Below are 13,374 nucleotides of genomic sequence, written 5' to 3'. Positions count from 1 at the left end.
AGCACATGGGTCATCGCAATCACCAGACCGAGGCAGCGTCTTCATGATCATTTCATCTGCATCCGACTATCGCGAGGCGGCGCGGCGCAAACTCCCGCGCTTTTTGTTCGATTACATCGACGGCGGGGCCTATGCGGAGCATACATTGCGGGCCAACAGCGCCGATCTTAGCGGCATCAGCCTGCGCCAGCGGATCCTGAAAAACGTCGAGACCCTGAGCCTGGAGACCACCCTGTTCGAACAGAAACTCGCAATGCCAATCGTGTTGGCGCCGGTCGGCCTGACGGGCATGTTTGCCCGCCGGGGTGAAGTCCAGGCCGTCAGGGCTGCGCAAAACAAAGGCATCCCCTTGTGCCTTTCGACGGTATCGGTGTGTTCGATCGAGGAAGTCGTCGCCCAGAGCCAGCAACCGATCTGGTTTCAGCTGTACGTGCTCAAGGACCGCGGTTTCATGAAAAACGCCCTCGAGCGAGCCAAGGCGGCCGGCGTGAAGAACCTGGTATTCACCGTGGACATGCCAACGCCCGGCGCGCGTTATCGCGATGCGCATTCGGGGATGTCCGGCCCGTATGCTTCGACACGGCGCATGCTGCAAGCCATGACCCGGCCCGACTGGGCTTTCAACGTCGGCCTCATGGGCCGTCCCCATGATCTGGGCAACATTTCCAGATACCTCGGCAAGGCCGTGACCCTGGAGGATTACATGGGCTGGCTGGCGAATAATTTCGACCCGTCGATCAGCTGGAGTGACCTGGAGTGGATACGCGATTTCTGGCAAGGACCGATGATCATCAAGGGCATCCTCGATCCCCAGGATGCCAGGGACGCGGTCAGCTTCGGGGCTGATGGCATCGTCGTGTCGAACCATGGCGGCCGCCAACTGGACGGCGTGCTCTCGACCGCCCGGGCATTGCCGCCGATCGTGCAAGCCGTGGCGAATGACCTGACCGTGCTGGTCGACTCGGGCATTCGTTCGGGACTGGACGTGGTGCGCATGCTCGCGCTGGGTGCCAAAGGCGTCCTGCTGGGACGATCAATGGCCTACGCGCTGGCCGCCGACGGTCAACGCGGAGTGGAAAACATGCTGGATATCTTTGCCAGGGAAATGCGCGTGGCCATGACCTTGACCGGGGTGACGTCGATCGATCAGATCGACGAAACCACCTTGGTCCAGGCACAGCGGCTATCGGACCTGGTTTAACTGGCGTTTTATCAGACCTCGGCGTCCAGCAATTCGAACTTAACCTGATTCGGGTAGAACGCGACGTAATCCTTGATCTGCGCCACCGACACCTTGGGCTTCTCGTAACTCCACACCGCGTTGGCCCCCTCATGCCCGGGAACCTGCAGGCTGAAATAGCTGGCGTCGCCCTTGTACGGGCAATAACTGGTGTGATCGGTGCGGGCGAAGTACTTCTCGTCGATGTCTTCGCGCGGGACGTAATACACCGGCGGGTAATTGGCCTCCAGCAGCACCAGCGCGCGCGAGGACGCGGCCACCTGGATGCCGTGGAATTTCACCAGAAGACAGCCCGGTTGTTCAGCAATGGTAATGACAGCGGGGGGAGTTGACATGGAGTGGATTCCTCTTGGAAGACTTGACTCAATCGGTGCGAAAGCTTGTACCCGCGGGGGGGCGAGCATCCTCATAAAGGGCAGCTTGGCGTGGTCAAAACCTGCATCACCAGCTATCAGGTATAACCCAAGTTACGCCTGCACGAACGCTTCACAGCCGAACGGAAGCTTCACTCCAGGCCCTTCGGTGACGGGCTCGGCCCAACGGCAGTGTCTCAGGGCAACGTACGGAAACTCATCTGCTGTACATCCATACAGATAAAGGTTGATCCCTCGCCCGTCAACCGCCATTCTGTGCACCTCTCGTACACTGAACATCGATGGTGGTCATGCGGCTGTACCTCTGTGAAAAACCTTCCCAGGCCAAGGATATTGCGGCCGTGCTCGGCGCCCGGCGTCGCGGCGATGGCTGCTGGCTGGGTACGGACGTCACGGTGACCTGGTGCATCGGCCACCTGCTGGAAACCGCGCCACCGGATGCCTACGACGCACGCTACAAGCGCTGGGTGCTGGCAGACCTGCCGATCATTCCTGATAAATGGAAGATGACCGTCAAGCCGCGCACTGCCAGCCAGTACAAGGCAGTCAAACGTTTGCTGGGCGAAGCCGATGAGCTGGTGATCGCCACGGACGCCGACCGAGAAGGCGAAATGATCGCTCGGGAGCTGGTCGAACATTGCCGGTATCGCGGGCCGATTCGTCGCCTCTGGTTATCGGCGCTGGATGACGCATCAATTCGCAAGGCGCTGGCGGCGCTCAAGCCGGGAGCCGAGACGTTCAGCCTGTACCACTCCGCCCTGGGCCGCTCCCGGGCCGACTGGCTGATCGGCATGAACATGAGCCGCTTGTTCACCCTGCTGGGACGGCAGTCCGGTTATCAGGGAGTGTTGCCGGTCGGTCGAGTGCAAACGCCCACCTTGCGCCTGGTGGTGGATCGGGATCGCAGCATTGCCGATTTCGTCCCGGTCGCCTATTGGGCGATTGACGTGCAACTGCTGCACGACGGCACACCATTCACCGCGCAATGGCGCGCAGCTTCCGAGGTTTGCGACGACCAGGACCGCTGCCTGAACCCGGAACTGGCCCGGCAGGCCGCAGCAGCTATCAGCCAGGCGGCCAGCGCCCGGGTGGTCAAGCTGCGTACCGAGCGCCTGCGTGAAGTGGCCCCCCTGCCCTTCGACCTGGGCACTTTGCAGGAGGTCTGTTCGAAGAAACTGGGCCTCGGTGCCCAGGAGACGCTCGACATCGCCCAGGCACTCTACGAAACCCATAAAGTCATCACCTATCCTCGAAGCGACTGCGGCTACCTGCCGGTCAGTCAGCACGGCGAGGCGCCCGGCATTCTGGCAGCGTTAAGGCAGGCCGATCCCGGCCTGAACGCATTGAATGATCACCTTGAACCGCACCGACGCTCCCGCGCCTGGAACGATGCCAAGGTCAGCGCTCACCACGGGATCATCCCCACGGCGGCAGCAAAGAACCTCGAGCGACTGGTCGGCAAGCAGCGGGCGGTGTACACATTGATTCGCGCACGCTACCTGGCGCAGTTCCTGCCCAACCACGAGTATGACCGGACCCAGGCCGACTTCGACTGCGCCGGGCAAGCGCTGCGAGCTGTTGGCAAGCAGATCGTCGAGCCTGGCTGGAAACGCGCCCTGCCCGAGGCCCTGGCCCCGGCCAAGGGACGCGAAGCGCCGGTTCCGCAAACCTTGCCGGCCCTGGCCGAAGGTCGTGAATGCAAGGTTGTCGACGTCAAGCTCAAGGACCTCTGGACTCAGCCGCCCAAACCCTTCACCGAGGGCGACCTGATCAAGGCGATGAAAAATGTCGCCAAGCTCGTGGAAGATCCGCTGCTCAAGCAAAAACTCAAGGACACTACCGGCATCGGTACCGAAGCGACTCGCGCGTCGATCATCCAGGGGCTGCTCGACCGCGGCTACCTGATTAAAAACGGCAAGGCGCTGGCCGCGACCCCGGCGGCATTCAGCCTGATCGACGCCGTGCCCCGGGCCATTGCCGACCCGGGTACCACGGCGATCTGGGAACAGGCGCTGGACATGGTGCAGAGCGGCGAGATGAGCCTGGAAGAGTTTGTCACCAAACAGGCCGCCTGGATGAGCAAACAGGTGGCCCGCTGCGCAGGCCTGAGCCTGACCATCAGCGGGCCTGCAAGCCCGGCAGGGCGCGGAGCCACGCCGTGGAAAAACAAACGCAAACCGGCCAAGCGCAAACCGGCCACCAGCACCCGGCGCACGGCAAAACCGGCAAACAAACCATAAGGGCACTTCGCGCGGACTGTGATGGTCTAGTGTTGTTCAAGCCCGGCGCCAGCCCTACTACCTGAAAAGGCCAAGAACATGATTATCGTCCATCACCTGAACAACTCTCGCTCGCAACGGATTCTCTGGCTGCTGGAAGAACTGGGCATCCCCTATGAGCTCAAGCGCTACCAGCGTGACCCGAAGACCAACCTGGCACCGCCGGAGTTGAAGGCAGTCAATGCCCTGGGCAAATCCCCGGTCATCGAAGACGGTCAACAGACGTTGATCGAGTCTGCGGCCATCATCGATTACCTGATCCGACGCCACGGCCAGGGCCGCCTGCAACCTGACCCCGCCACAGCCGCCTATGATCAATACGTGCAGTGGCTGCATTTCGCCGAAGGTTCGGCGATGCTGCCACTGATGCTGAACCTGTACGTGGGTCGACTGGGCGAGGCTGGCGCGCCATTGCATCCACGGATCAACTCGGAAGTGGCCAACTACCTGGGTTACCTCGACACGGCGCTGAGCCAGGGCGACTACCTGCTGGGCGCTGAATTCAGCGCCGCGGATATCCAGATGAGCTTTATCGGCGAGATCGCCAGGGCGCAAGGCAAACTCGGTCAGTACCCGCACGTCGCCGCCTGGGTCGACCGCTTCCAGAAACGCCCAGCCTACGTTGCCGCACTGAAGACCGGTGGCCCATACGATTTCGCGCCCCACTGATCGACCCGGTCAGGAGCCGCTTTTAATGCCCGTGATAGAACTGCACGCCGCCCAACGCGACGATCTGGACACCATTGAAAACCTGATGCAGTTCTACCTGTACGACTTCAGTGAATGGCTCCCGCTGAAGCTCGCAGGGCACGGTTTCTTCAGTATCCAGCCCCAGGTGGACTACTGGAGAAAGTCGGCCACCCGGCCCTTCCTGATTACGGTTGACGGCGAACTGGCCGGCTTCGTGACCGTCGACGACCAGACCCACCTCGATGGCGCGCAGTTGAACTTGGGTTATCTGTTCGTCACTCGACGTTTTCGTGGCCAGGGCGTCGCGAAGTTTGTCGTCTCTGCCCTCTTGAGCGGCCACCCGGGCCAATGGCAAATTTTCCATATCGATGCAAACCAGCCGGCAAGGCGGTTCTGGGCCGGACTCATACCGATTCTCACAGGCCACCAGTACAGCCTGCACCAGCGACCGGTGGATGGACATCCCTGCACCTTTTACCGCTTCGAAACCCCGCCCCAGGCCGTCTGAACGGGGCGCGCTGCCTCGCCCTGCTCATTCCAAACCGCTTTGTCCGACAATATGTAGTGAACAAAAATAATCACTACATAACCATTGACGCCTCCGATTTGCCCTTGCATGATGCAGACATCTCCCCGATCGGGAGTACGGCAACATGATTGAGCAAGCTCGTCTGACCGCCGAGCTGTTATTCCCGGATACACGCTGCCCACAAGGCAGATTGAAGAAGCTGACCTGGCCCGAACGTCCAGTACAAGGACGAGAAGCGCTGGCGATCAATCCTCATGAAGCTTGTGGCCGACCCTGAAAAGTCGGCAGTGGCCTCCAGGTTTTCGCTGCTTCTCTTCGTTGTGACGCTATTGCGTAGCAGTTATTCAACACGACTACATGCAACAGACGCGGGACCTCGCCACATTCGGCGAATGAACGCTGACGTCCTGGTTTCGGTGCCAGGGATCAACTAACCGATGGGCTACCTGTATTAGCGAACCAACTTTGAAAGATCACCAAATGGTCAAGGGGCAAATCATGAATCTGAACAATCAACCCACTATCGAAGAACTGGCTCGCATGTTCGCTGCGCAAAAAGACAGCCACGACAGCCATATTCTGTGGATCAGCAAGTCGGGCCAGGTTCATATGGACTGCCTGGCAACGCACGCCGATGAGACGGAATTCGACAAGAACAACCAGAACCTGCTTGCCCGACTGAAGATGTACCGTCGCGGCCAGGGCTACGTTGGCAAGAAAGCCGCCGCTGATAAAGACTTCATCGGCAGTGTTCTGCAAACGCTGAAACAGGCGTGGGCGTCGATGCAGAACCAGAACGAAGTTCGGGTGATTGACCGGTTCTACTGATACTTCACACCTCTAATATAAAAAGGGCCTGCTCTCGCCAAAGAGCAGGCCCTTTTTTGTAGCCAGCTTTTTTAGCGTTTAACGCCCAGATCAATCTGGGTCATGCGACTGCGAATGGTGAACACCCCATCCCCCGAGAGAATCGCGCTGCGTGCAAACAGGCGACCGCTCTCCCAGTTCGAAAGGCCCAGCTCCGGCTTGCTCAATGCGTACTGGCCATCCACCCAACGGGTGATTCCGTTACCCACGAAAGGCGCATTCACCGCGTTGTAGAAGCGCTCCTGGGTGCTGGCGTCCTCACTGATCAACGACACCGTGAATTGCGGGCTGTAGCGGTTGAACAGGTCGATGGACTGATCCAGGTCATCCACGATTTGCAGACTGACTTCGGGCGTTTCCTCCCATTCCCATTCACGCCCCAGTTGAGCCTCGGGCAATGGCTCAGCCAGCGCTTCGGTGCGGTAGCCATCGGCGCGATAGACCTCGACGCTCGCCGTTTGCCACTCCGGCGGCAAGCACCCTTCGCTGCCCTCGACAATGTGCAATTTGCAGCCTTGGCCACGGCTGTTGCCGGCCTGCTGCAGGGCGTCGAGAAACAACGGCACCAATTCAGCGGCCCGGTCGCGGTGAATCAGGCAGACGTTCAGGGTGTTGCAGACCTTACGGTCAAGGGAGTTGCGCACCACGGCGGCAAAACGCCGGGCGTCGGCGTCCTTGTCCGCTATCAGCCAGGCACCTCCGGTGCCGTGCAGGCTGACGGCGGTGCCGGCCTGCTGGGCGATACTGCCCAGCTGGCTGACTGCGCGGCCAGAACCTCGGGCCACGGCCAGCGACAGGCGCCGGTCGGCGAACATGGCCCAACCCGCTGCGTGATTGACACTTTCCACCAGCGACACAGCGCCGGCGGGCAAGCCGGCATCCGCCAGCGCCGGGTTCAATGCATGGGTAACGATGGCCTGGGCAGTGCCCAACGCATCACTGCCGATGCGCAGCACGGCGGTGTTGCCCGTACGCAGAACGCCAGCAGCGTCGGCAAAGACATTCGGTCGACCCTCGAATACAAACGCAACAATGCCCAGCGGTGAGACCACCTGTTCGACCTTCCAGCCGTCATGCTCGACGCAACTGATGACTTTGCCGCGAGACGCCGACGCATCGCGCCAGGCCTTGAGTCCGGCGATCATGTCGCGGCGCATCGGCTCATTGGCCAGCAGTCGCGTGGTGGAACGTCCACGGGCCTTGGCCCGCTCGATATCGGCCAGGTTCGCCGCCTCGATCAACGCCCAGGCCTGCGGGCTTTCCAGGCGCTGCGCGAAGTGGTCGAAAAATTCGCTGATCGCCTCATCCGACACGGCCGACATCGCCTTGAAAGCCGCTTCGGCGCGCTCGATCGCCACGGCTGCCGCTTGCTGGTCAGCCACCGGAATCAAGAGCAATTCACCACTGACCTGCTCCACCAGAAGGTGGTCACCGGGCTGGAACCGCTCAGCCAGTTCGGGGCTGACGACAGTGACACGATTCCCGGCGAATGGAATGGGCGTGCCAGCGACTAGACGATCGAGCGCAAGAGACATGAAGCGGTTTCACCATGCAATGGAGGGGCAGAAAAGGTACCGGAAAATCCCCGAAGCGTCATTCCCGGCATTTCAACCAGCTCAAGCGTATCCATGTGTATCCACCCCCATCCCCGACACACTAACCCTCCAATCTCCCTGGCCCACGACACATCGCTGATACACCCGGCTGATGAAATCCGCCGGTCGATTGGCCAGGCCGATCAAAACGCGCAACGGAGATCCCGCCCATGAACACCTCACTCTCTTCGGCCGTCAAAGGCCTGCACTTCAACCTCGACCGCGCCGGCAGCTGGATGGCGCCGCTGACCTTGCGGGTGTTCCTGGCCTGGGAATTCTTCGAGTCTGGCCTGGAAAAGTGGAACGGCCAGAACTGGTTTGCCGACATTCAGGAGCGATTTCCGTTTCCGTTCAACCAGGTCCCCGCCACCTTCAACTGGGAACTGTCGATGTGGGCCGAGCTGATCTGCGCCCTGGCCCTGCTGGTGGGCCTGGGCACGCGAGTCTCGGCGCTCATCCTGATGGTGGTGACCGTCGTCGCCACCGCAGCGGTCCACTGGCCGGCCGATTGGTCTACATTGAGTGAGCTGGCCCAGGGCTACGCCATCAGCAACAAGGGACATGGCAACTTCAAGCTGCCGCTGATTTACCTCGCCGCTCTCCTTCCGCTGGTATTGACCGGCGCAGGCAAACTCAGCCTCGATGCGCTGCTGGCATGCACTTTCTGGCGCCGTAACATTCGTTGAAATGTTACCGTGGCAAGCTACACCCCCCTCACTCGCGTAGACAGGAGCCACCATGAGCGTAACCACCCAATGGATCGAGATCGACAGCGCCGACGGTAAATTCGGTGCTTACCTGGCGATTCCCCACACGCAAAAAGGCCCGGGGATCGTATTGATCCAGGAGATCTTCGGCGTCAACGAGCACATCCGCTCGGTCGCCGAACAATACGCTGCCGACGGCTACCTGGTGGTCGTGCCGGATCTGTTCTGGCGTAGCGGCGCGCGCATCGAGTTGACGTACGACGAAGCCGGCTGGAAACGCGCCGTCGAACTGATGAATGCCACGGACATCACCAAAGCCCAGGACGACATCAAGCTGGCCATTGCCGCTCTCAAGGACCAGCCGGGCCTGGATGGCGGCGTGGCCTCCATTGGCTACTGCTTCGGCGGCCTGCTGTCCTACCTGACCGCCGCCAACGGCCTGGTGGACGTGGCGATCACCTACTACGGTGGCGGTATCCAGGACCAATTGGACCGCGCCGACGAAATCACCGTGCCGCTGTTGATGCACTTTGGTGAAGAGGACAGCCACATTCCACTGGAAGCGGTGGAAAAAATCGCCGAGCGCTTCGAGAACAACGACTTCGTGGAAATCGTCATCTATCCGCAAGCCGAACACGGTTTCAACTGCTCGCACCGCGACAGCTACAACCAACGGGCTGCGGCTGAAGCCCATGGCAATACGCTGATCTTCCTGGGTCAGGAACTGTAAGACGGCGGCACACGAAAAAGGCACCTGGGAAGGTGCCTTTTTTGTCGCCCATTCCTGAAGCTCGTCTCCACGCCCCTATTTCGCGTCCCCGCCCCGCGGCTTGTAGAACCTGAACCTGCCGATATCCGCCGTCTTGATGTACTTGCCCGCCCAATCCGGCCGCACCGTTTTGTCATGGAAATACATTGCCCCCAGTGTCCGGTCATTGAGCGTGCGGTTCAGCGCCTTGCGCGCGATTTCCTTGGCGACCGCGTACTCGGCATCCTCCCTGACCTGATCCGAACGCCCGTCGCACCACCAGGAAAACTGACAGTTACGGCTTTCCGAGCCCTCCTTGACCACTGCGCATACCGTGTCGGGAAAACCTTCGTGCCCCAGGCGGTTCATGACCACGCTGGCCACGGCTTCCATTTCCCGGGTCTGCCTGCCCTTCGCCTCCCAGTAGATGGAACGCGCAAGGCAGGTTATGGCGTCATCCAGCGGCGCCGAGCCGGCGGGATCGACCGCCTGCACCTCCGAGGTGGTGATCGCCTCGGCTTTGGGCACCGGTACGTCGGGGCCTTTTTCCGCCGCCTTTTGCTCAAGCACCTCAGCCTTGTCCTCGGCTTTTTGCTGTTCAAGTTCAGTGGCCATCACCTGGCCGCTGACCAGGGAGAGTGCCAGGCAGGTTGCAGTCCACATCAAGCGCATGATCGACCCTTCTCAAAGAACCGGATGGGGCAGCGCATTATCGACGCTGTTACGCGCTAATCGGCGGCCTGGCTTGATTATAGTCGCCCCAATTCATTTCATCCGGCGGCCAATAAAACTGTTTCAGGCGCAAAAAAGGCATTGCGCAAGCGGGGGTGAAATCGCGCATCATGGGCGCAGTCTGCCCAAGGGGATTTTCATGCGCTTCATTTCATCCGTTATGCGCCTCGCCGCGTTGTCGCTGGGCCTGTCATTCGCCGCCCAGGCGCTGGCGGTCGATGAGAAACAACTGATCGATTCGATCAACCTCTACCGCGCCCAGCCCCAGCGTTGCGCCGACCAGGTATCACCGGAACTGCCGCCACTGGCAGGTGATCCACGCCTGGCACTGTCGGCAACAAACGTGCGCAACCTGCAGCAAGCCATGGCCAGTGCCGGCTACCCGATGGTCAATGTGCAGGCGATCACCCTGTCCGGCCCGCGCGATGCGCAATCGGCCATGCAAGCCATTCGGGAAAGTTTCTGCCACGTGGTGCTCGACCCGCAGTTTGTCGACATCGGCGTGAGTCGCGACGACCGCGATTGGCGCATCGTGCTGGCGCGGCCGCTGATGTCCGCACGCCTGGGCGATTCCCAGGCCGAAGGCCAGAAAGTCCTGACCCTGCTCAACAACGCCCGCAGCCAGGCTCGCCAGTGCGGCACGCAATCGTTCGCTGCTACCACCCCGCTGGCCTGGAACGCGACATTGGCGAGCGCCGCCGAGACCCATTCGCGAGCCATGGCCAACAACAATTTTTTCGACCACAAGGATCGCGACGGCCGCACGCCGGGTGACCGCGCGGAACTGGCCGGCTACATCGGCCAGCAGATCGGCGAAAACATCGCCGCAGGGCAAGACACCGTGGGCAAGGTCGTCGACGGCTGGATCGCCAGCCCTGGTCACTGCGCCAACCTGATGAACCCCGCGTACAAGGAACTGGGCGCGGCCTACGCGGTAGACCCGAAGAGCGATGCGGGGATTTACTGGACGGCGATGTTTGGCACCCAGTAATGACCGAGGTATCAATTGCTTCGATCTTTCAAATCATGAAGGCGAATTTTTTATTTCTGCGCGACCTGTTCAAGATGGCTGCACTTTTAGCACTTTACGGAACAAGCCCTCATGAACCTCAATTTCGCGTTTGCGTGCATGATCGTCGTGTCGTTTGCGATCGCGTTGGGTCACGGTTAAGTCATTCGGGAGCACCTGTTTGAGCCGTCCCCCCTGCTCCGCCGACGAACAGGCTCAGGCATCACCCCGGGCGGTCCCGCTACGGGAAGCCTTCGGGTTCTGGCTCAAACTGGGGTTGATCGGTTTTGGCGGCCCGGCCGGGCAGATCTCGATCATGCACGAGGAACTGGTGGAGCGCCGGCGCTGGATCTCCGAGCGCCGGTTTCTGCACGCCCTCAACTACTGCATGTTGCTACCGGGCCCCGAAGCTCAGCAACTGGCGACCTATCTCGGCTGGTTGATGCACCGCACCTGGGGCGGCGTGATTGCCGGCGCGCTGTTCGTGCTGCCGTCGTTGTTCATCCTCATTGCATTATCCTGGGTCTACATTGCTTTCGGCGAAGTGCCGGTCGTGGTCGGGGTGTTCTACGGGATCAAGCCGGCGGTCACCGCCATCGTGCTGCAAGCCGCGCACCGCATGGGTTCCAGGGTGTTGCAGAACAACTGGCTGTGGAGCATTGCCGGCGCCTCCTTTGCCGCTATCCTGTTGTTGAACGTGCCCTTCCCTTTGATTGTGCTGGCCGCAGCACTCATCGGGTACGTCGGCGGACGCCTTGCCCCCGGAAAATTCACGGTCGGCACAGCGCTGGCCAAGGGTAAATCGTTTGGGCCCGCGCTGATCGATGACGATACCCCGCCCCCCGCACATGCCCGCTTCAGCAGCCTGAAATTGCTGCGCCTGGCGTTTATCGGGGCAATCCTGTGGACGCTGCCGATGGGCGCGCTCACCCTCCTGTTCGGTTGGCACGGCACCTTCACCCAGATGGGCTGGTTCTTCACCAAGGCCGCGCTGCTGACCTTTGGTGGCGCCTATGCGGTGCTGCCCTATGTGTACCAGGGCGCGGTCAGTCATTACGGATGGCTGACACCCACCCAGATGATCGACGGCCTGGCGCTGGGCGAGACCACCCCAGGTCCGTTGATCATGGTGGTGGCGTTCGTCGGCTTCATCGGCGCCTACGTGCAACAGGTATTTGGCCCGGACCAGGCGTTCCTGGCGGGCGCGCTCGCGGCGGCGCTGGTGACCTGGTTTACGTTCCTGCCCTCGTTCCTGTTCATCCTGGCTGGCGGTCCCCTGGTCGAATCGACTCACAACCAACTTAAATTCACCGCGCCGCTGACCGCCATCACCGCAGCGGTGGTCGGGGTGATCCTCAACCTCGCGGTGTTTTTCGGCTATCACGTGCTTTGGCCAGGCGGGTTCAGTGGCGGGTTCGACTGGGTGTCGCTGTTGCTTGCAGTGGTGGCGGCGATCGCGCTGCTGGTTTTCAAGCGCGGTGTGATCGAAGTACTGCTGGCATGCGCGCTGGCGGGCGTGCTGGTGCATTGGCTGCGCTAAGGTGATTCAGCAATGACCGGATGTAAACATTTGATCACCGGCTTTTGCATTCTGGCAAACTCTCGCCGCGCCCCCTTTCAGAGCAGCCAGCAATGCTTTTCTCCCTTATTTCCAACGGTACACCCCTGACCCCGGATCGGTCCGATGCGACGATCCCTTGGTGGAGCTTTACCAAGACCGTGCTGGCGGCTGCCGCCCTGACGCTGGTGCGCGATGGCCTGATCGAGCTGGATCAGCCACTGCCCGAAGGCCCCTTTACCCTGCGCCAATTGTTGCGCCATGAAGCAGGCCTGGCGGACTACAGCGAACTGGCCGATTACCACGGCGCAGTCGCCCGCGGCGACGTTCCCTGGCCGGCGGATGAAATGCTGCAACGCCTTGACGCAAGCCGCCTGCGTTACGCACCGGGAGATGGCTGGCACTATTCGAATGTCGGTTATCTGTACGTGGCGCGACTGATCGAGCGCTTGACTGGCCTTGCCCTGGATGAAGCCCTGGCGCAACGGGTGTTCGTACCGCTTGGCCTGTCCCGGGTCCGTCTCGCCAGGCGTGAAGTCGATCTGCACGGGGTAAACATGGGCGCTGTCGCCACCTATGACCCGGGCTGGGTGTACCACGGGCTGCTGGTAGGGCCGTTGGTGGAGGCCGCCTCGTGCCTGTACCGTTTATACGCTTCAGACTTCCTGGCGCACTCCTTGCTTGCTCAAATGCAGGCAGTGCGCACGCTCGGTGGACCGATCCCGGGACGTCCCTGGATCGCCCCCGGTTACGGCCTCGGCCTGATGCACGGGCCGGTCGAGGGTGGACGCATCCTCAGTGGTCATACCGGCGTCGGCCCCGGCAGTGTCGTGGCGGTTTATCGCAGTGTTTGCGGCCCGGATATCACCACCTGCGCGGTCTTTTCCGATGGCACCGACGAAGGCGCCGTGGAGGCCGAGGCCGTGCGCCTGTTGAGCGAGCACTGGGTGTAATATTCAAGCATTCGGTACCTGCACATGACCCTCATGAAAACGCGATGATGCCGCAACAGGTTGCTACCTGCGCAGAACGCGTCAATGGTACAG

The 13,374-nt window shown here is 61.2% G+C and carries 13 protein-coding genes; 10 read left to right on the top strand and 3 right to left on the bottom strand.

The annotated features are described in order from the left end of the window. Nucleotides 1-43 precede the first annotated feature (43 nt). Complete coding sequence (gene lldD / locus IMW75_RS21975) at nt 44-1,201, top strand: FMN-dependent L-lactate dehydrogenase LldD (RefSeq protein WP_045057680.1); 1,158 nt, start codon at nt 44-46, stop codon at nt 1,199-1,201. A gap of 11 nt (nt 1,202-1,212) precedes the next feature. On the opposite strand, the gene IMW75_RS21970 is transcribed toward lldD, so the two are convergent. Further along, nucleotides 1,213-1,575, bottom strand: coding sequence for a DUF427 domain-containing protein (locus tag IMW75_RS21970; protein WP_045057679.1), 363 nt, complete (start codon nt 1,573-1,575; stop codon nt 1,213-1,215). A 329-nt stretch (nt 1,576-1,904) separates the two neighbouring features. Between IMW75_RS21970 and IMW75_RS21965 the strand changes: the two genes are divergently transcribed. From IMW75_RS21965 to IMW75_RS21950, 4 genes are all read left to right on the top strand, one after another. Then, nucleotides 1,905-3,854, top strand: coding sequence for a DNA topoisomerase III (locus IMW75_RS21965; RefSeq protein ID WP_205893751.1), 1,950 nt, complete (start codon nt 1,905-1,907; stop codon nt 3,852-3,854). 78 nt (nt 3,855-3,932) lie between these two features. Further along, nucleotides 3,933-4,562, top strand: coding sequence for a glutathione S-transferase family protein (locus tag IMW75_RS21960; protein ID WP_205893750.1), 630 nt, complete (start codon nt 3,933-3,935; stop codon nt 4,560-4,562). A 25-nt stretch (nt 4,563-4,587) separates the two neighbouring features. Next, nucleotides 4,588-5,091, top strand: a complete 504-nt coding sequence (locus IMW75_RS21955) for a GNAT family N-acetyltransferase (protein WP_205893749.1) — start codon at nt 4,588-4,590, stop codon at nt 5,089-5,091. A 519-nt stretch (nt 5,092-5,610) separates the two neighbouring features. Beyond that, complete coding sequence (locus tag IMW75_RS21950) at nt 5,611-5,940, top strand: hypothetical protein (protein ID WP_045057705.1); 330 nt, start codon at nt 5,611-5,613, stop codon at nt 5,938-5,940. 71 nt (nt 5,941-6,011) lie between these two features. On the opposite strand, the gene IMW75_RS21945 is transcribed toward IMW75_RS21950, so the two are convergent. Beyond that, the gene (locus tag IMW75_RS21945) at nt 6,012-7,514 is read right to left on the bottom strand and encodes an aldehyde dehydrogenase family protein (RefSeq protein WP_205893748.1); all 1,503 of its coding nucleotides are present in this window, start codon (nt 7,512-7,514) and stop codon (nt 6,012-6,014) included. Between the two features lie 230 nt (nt 7,515-7,744). Between IMW75_RS21945 and IMW75_RS21940 the strand changes: the two genes are divergently transcribed. Continuing rightward, nucleotides 7,745-8,260, top strand: coding sequence for an HvfX family Cu-binding RiPP maturation protein (locus IMW75_RS21940; protein WP_205893747.1), 516 nt, complete (start codon nt 7,745-7,747; stop codon nt 8,258-8,260). A 52-nt stretch (nt 8,261-8,312) separates the two neighbouring features. Further along, nucleotides 8,313-9,011 carry a dienelactone hydrolase family protein gene (locus IMW75_RS21935; protein WP_045057673.1) on the top strand — a complete coding sequence of 233 codons (699 nt, stop codon included), beginning with the start codon at nt 8,313-8,315 and terminating at the stop codon, nt 9,009-9,011. A 75-nt stretch (nt 9,012-9,086) separates the two neighbouring features. On the opposite strand, the gene IMW75_RS21930 is transcribed toward IMW75_RS21935, so the two are convergent. Then, nucleotides 9,087-9,701 (bottom strand): cell wall hydrolase, encoded by a 615-nt coding sequence (locus IMW75_RS21930; protein ID WP_205893746.1) that lies wholly within the window; start codon nt 9,699-9,701, stop codon nt 9,087-9,089. Between the two features lie 199 nt (nt 9,702-9,900). Here IMW75_RS21930 and IMW75_RS21925 point away from each other — a divergent pair, with 199 nt between their 5' ends. The 3 genes from IMW75_RS21925 to IMW75_RS21915 all read left to right on the top strand — a co-directional run bounded on the left by IMW75_RS21925 (nt 9,901) and on the right by IMW75_RS21915 (nt 13,281). Continuing rightward, nucleotides 9,901-10,752: a CAP domain-containing protein gene (locus IMW75_RS21925; RefSeq protein ID WP_205893745.1), complete on the top strand. Its 852-nt coding sequence runs from the start codon at nt 9,901-9,903 to the stop codon at nt 10,750-10,752. A gap of 199 nt (nt 10,753-10,951) precedes the next feature. After that, a complete protein-coding gene (chrA, locus tag IMW75_RS21920) occupies nt 10,952-12,310 on the top strand; it encodes a chromate efflux transporter (RefSeq protein ID WP_205893744.1) in 1,359 nt (452 codons plus the stop codon). A 92-nt stretch (nt 12,311-12,402) separates the two neighbouring features. Then, on the top strand, nt 12,403-13,281 hold the full coding sequence (locus IMW75_RS21915) for a serine hydrolase domain-containing protein (protein WP_205893743.1): 879 nt from the start codon (nt 12,403-12,405) through the stop codon (nt 13,279-13,281). Nucleotides 13,282-13,374 lie beyond the last annotated feature (93 nt).

It is taken from the genome of Pseudomonas gregormendelii (genome assembly GCF_017114825.1).
Classification (GTDB): Bacteria; Pseudomonadota; Gammaproteobacteria; order Pseudomonadales; family Pseudomonadaceae; genus Aquipseudomonas; species Aquipseudomonas gregormendelii.
This window is presented reverse-complemented; position numbering and strand designations above follow the sequence as displayed.

Coding starts and splice junctions, on each gene's coding strand:
- lldD (WP_045057680.1), top strand. CDS start 44: ATGATCATTTCATCTGCATCCGACTATCGCGAGGCGGCGCGGCGCAAA.
- IMW75_RS21970 (WP_045057679.1), bottom strand. CDS start 1,575: ATGTCAACTCCCCCCGCTGTCATTACCATTGCTGAACAACCGGGCTGT.
- IMW75_RS21965 (WP_205893751.1), top strand. CDS start 1,905: ATGCGGCTGTACCTCTGTGAAAAACCTTCCCAGGCCAAGGATATTGCG.
- IMW75_RS21960 (WP_205893750.1), top strand. CDS start 3,933: ATGATTATCGTCCATCACCTGAACAACTCTCGCTCGCAACGGATTCTC.
- IMW75_RS21955 (WP_205893749.1), top strand. CDS start 4,588: ATGCCCGTGATAGAACTGCACGCCGCCCAACGCGACGATCTGGACACC.
- IMW75_RS21950 (WP_045057705.1), top strand. CDS start 5,611: ATGAATCTGAACAATCAACCCACTATCGAAGAACTGGCTCGCATGTTC.
- IMW75_RS21945 (WP_205893748.1), bottom strand. CDS start 7,514: ATGTCTCTTGCGCTCGATCGTCTAGTCGCTGGCACGCCCATTCCATTC.
- IMW75_RS21940 (WP_205893747.1), top strand. CDS start 7,745: ATGAACACCTCACTCTCTTCGGCCGTCAAAGGCCTGCACTTCAACCTC.
- IMW75_RS21935 (WP_045057673.1), top strand. CDS start 8,313: ATGAGCGTAACCACCCAATGGATCGAGATCGACAGCGCCGACGGTAAA.
- IMW75_RS21930 (WP_205893746.1), bottom strand. CDS start 9,701: ATGCGCTTGATGTGGACTGCAACCTGCCTGGCACTCTCCCTGGTCAGC.
- IMW75_RS21925 (WP_205893745.1), top strand. CDS start 9,901: ATGCGCTTCATTTCATCCGTTATGCGCCTCGCCGCGTTGTCGCTGGGC.
- IMW75_RS21915 (WP_205893743.1), top strand. CDS start 12,403: ATGCTTTTCTCCCTTATTTCCAACGGTACACCCCTGACCCCGGATCGG.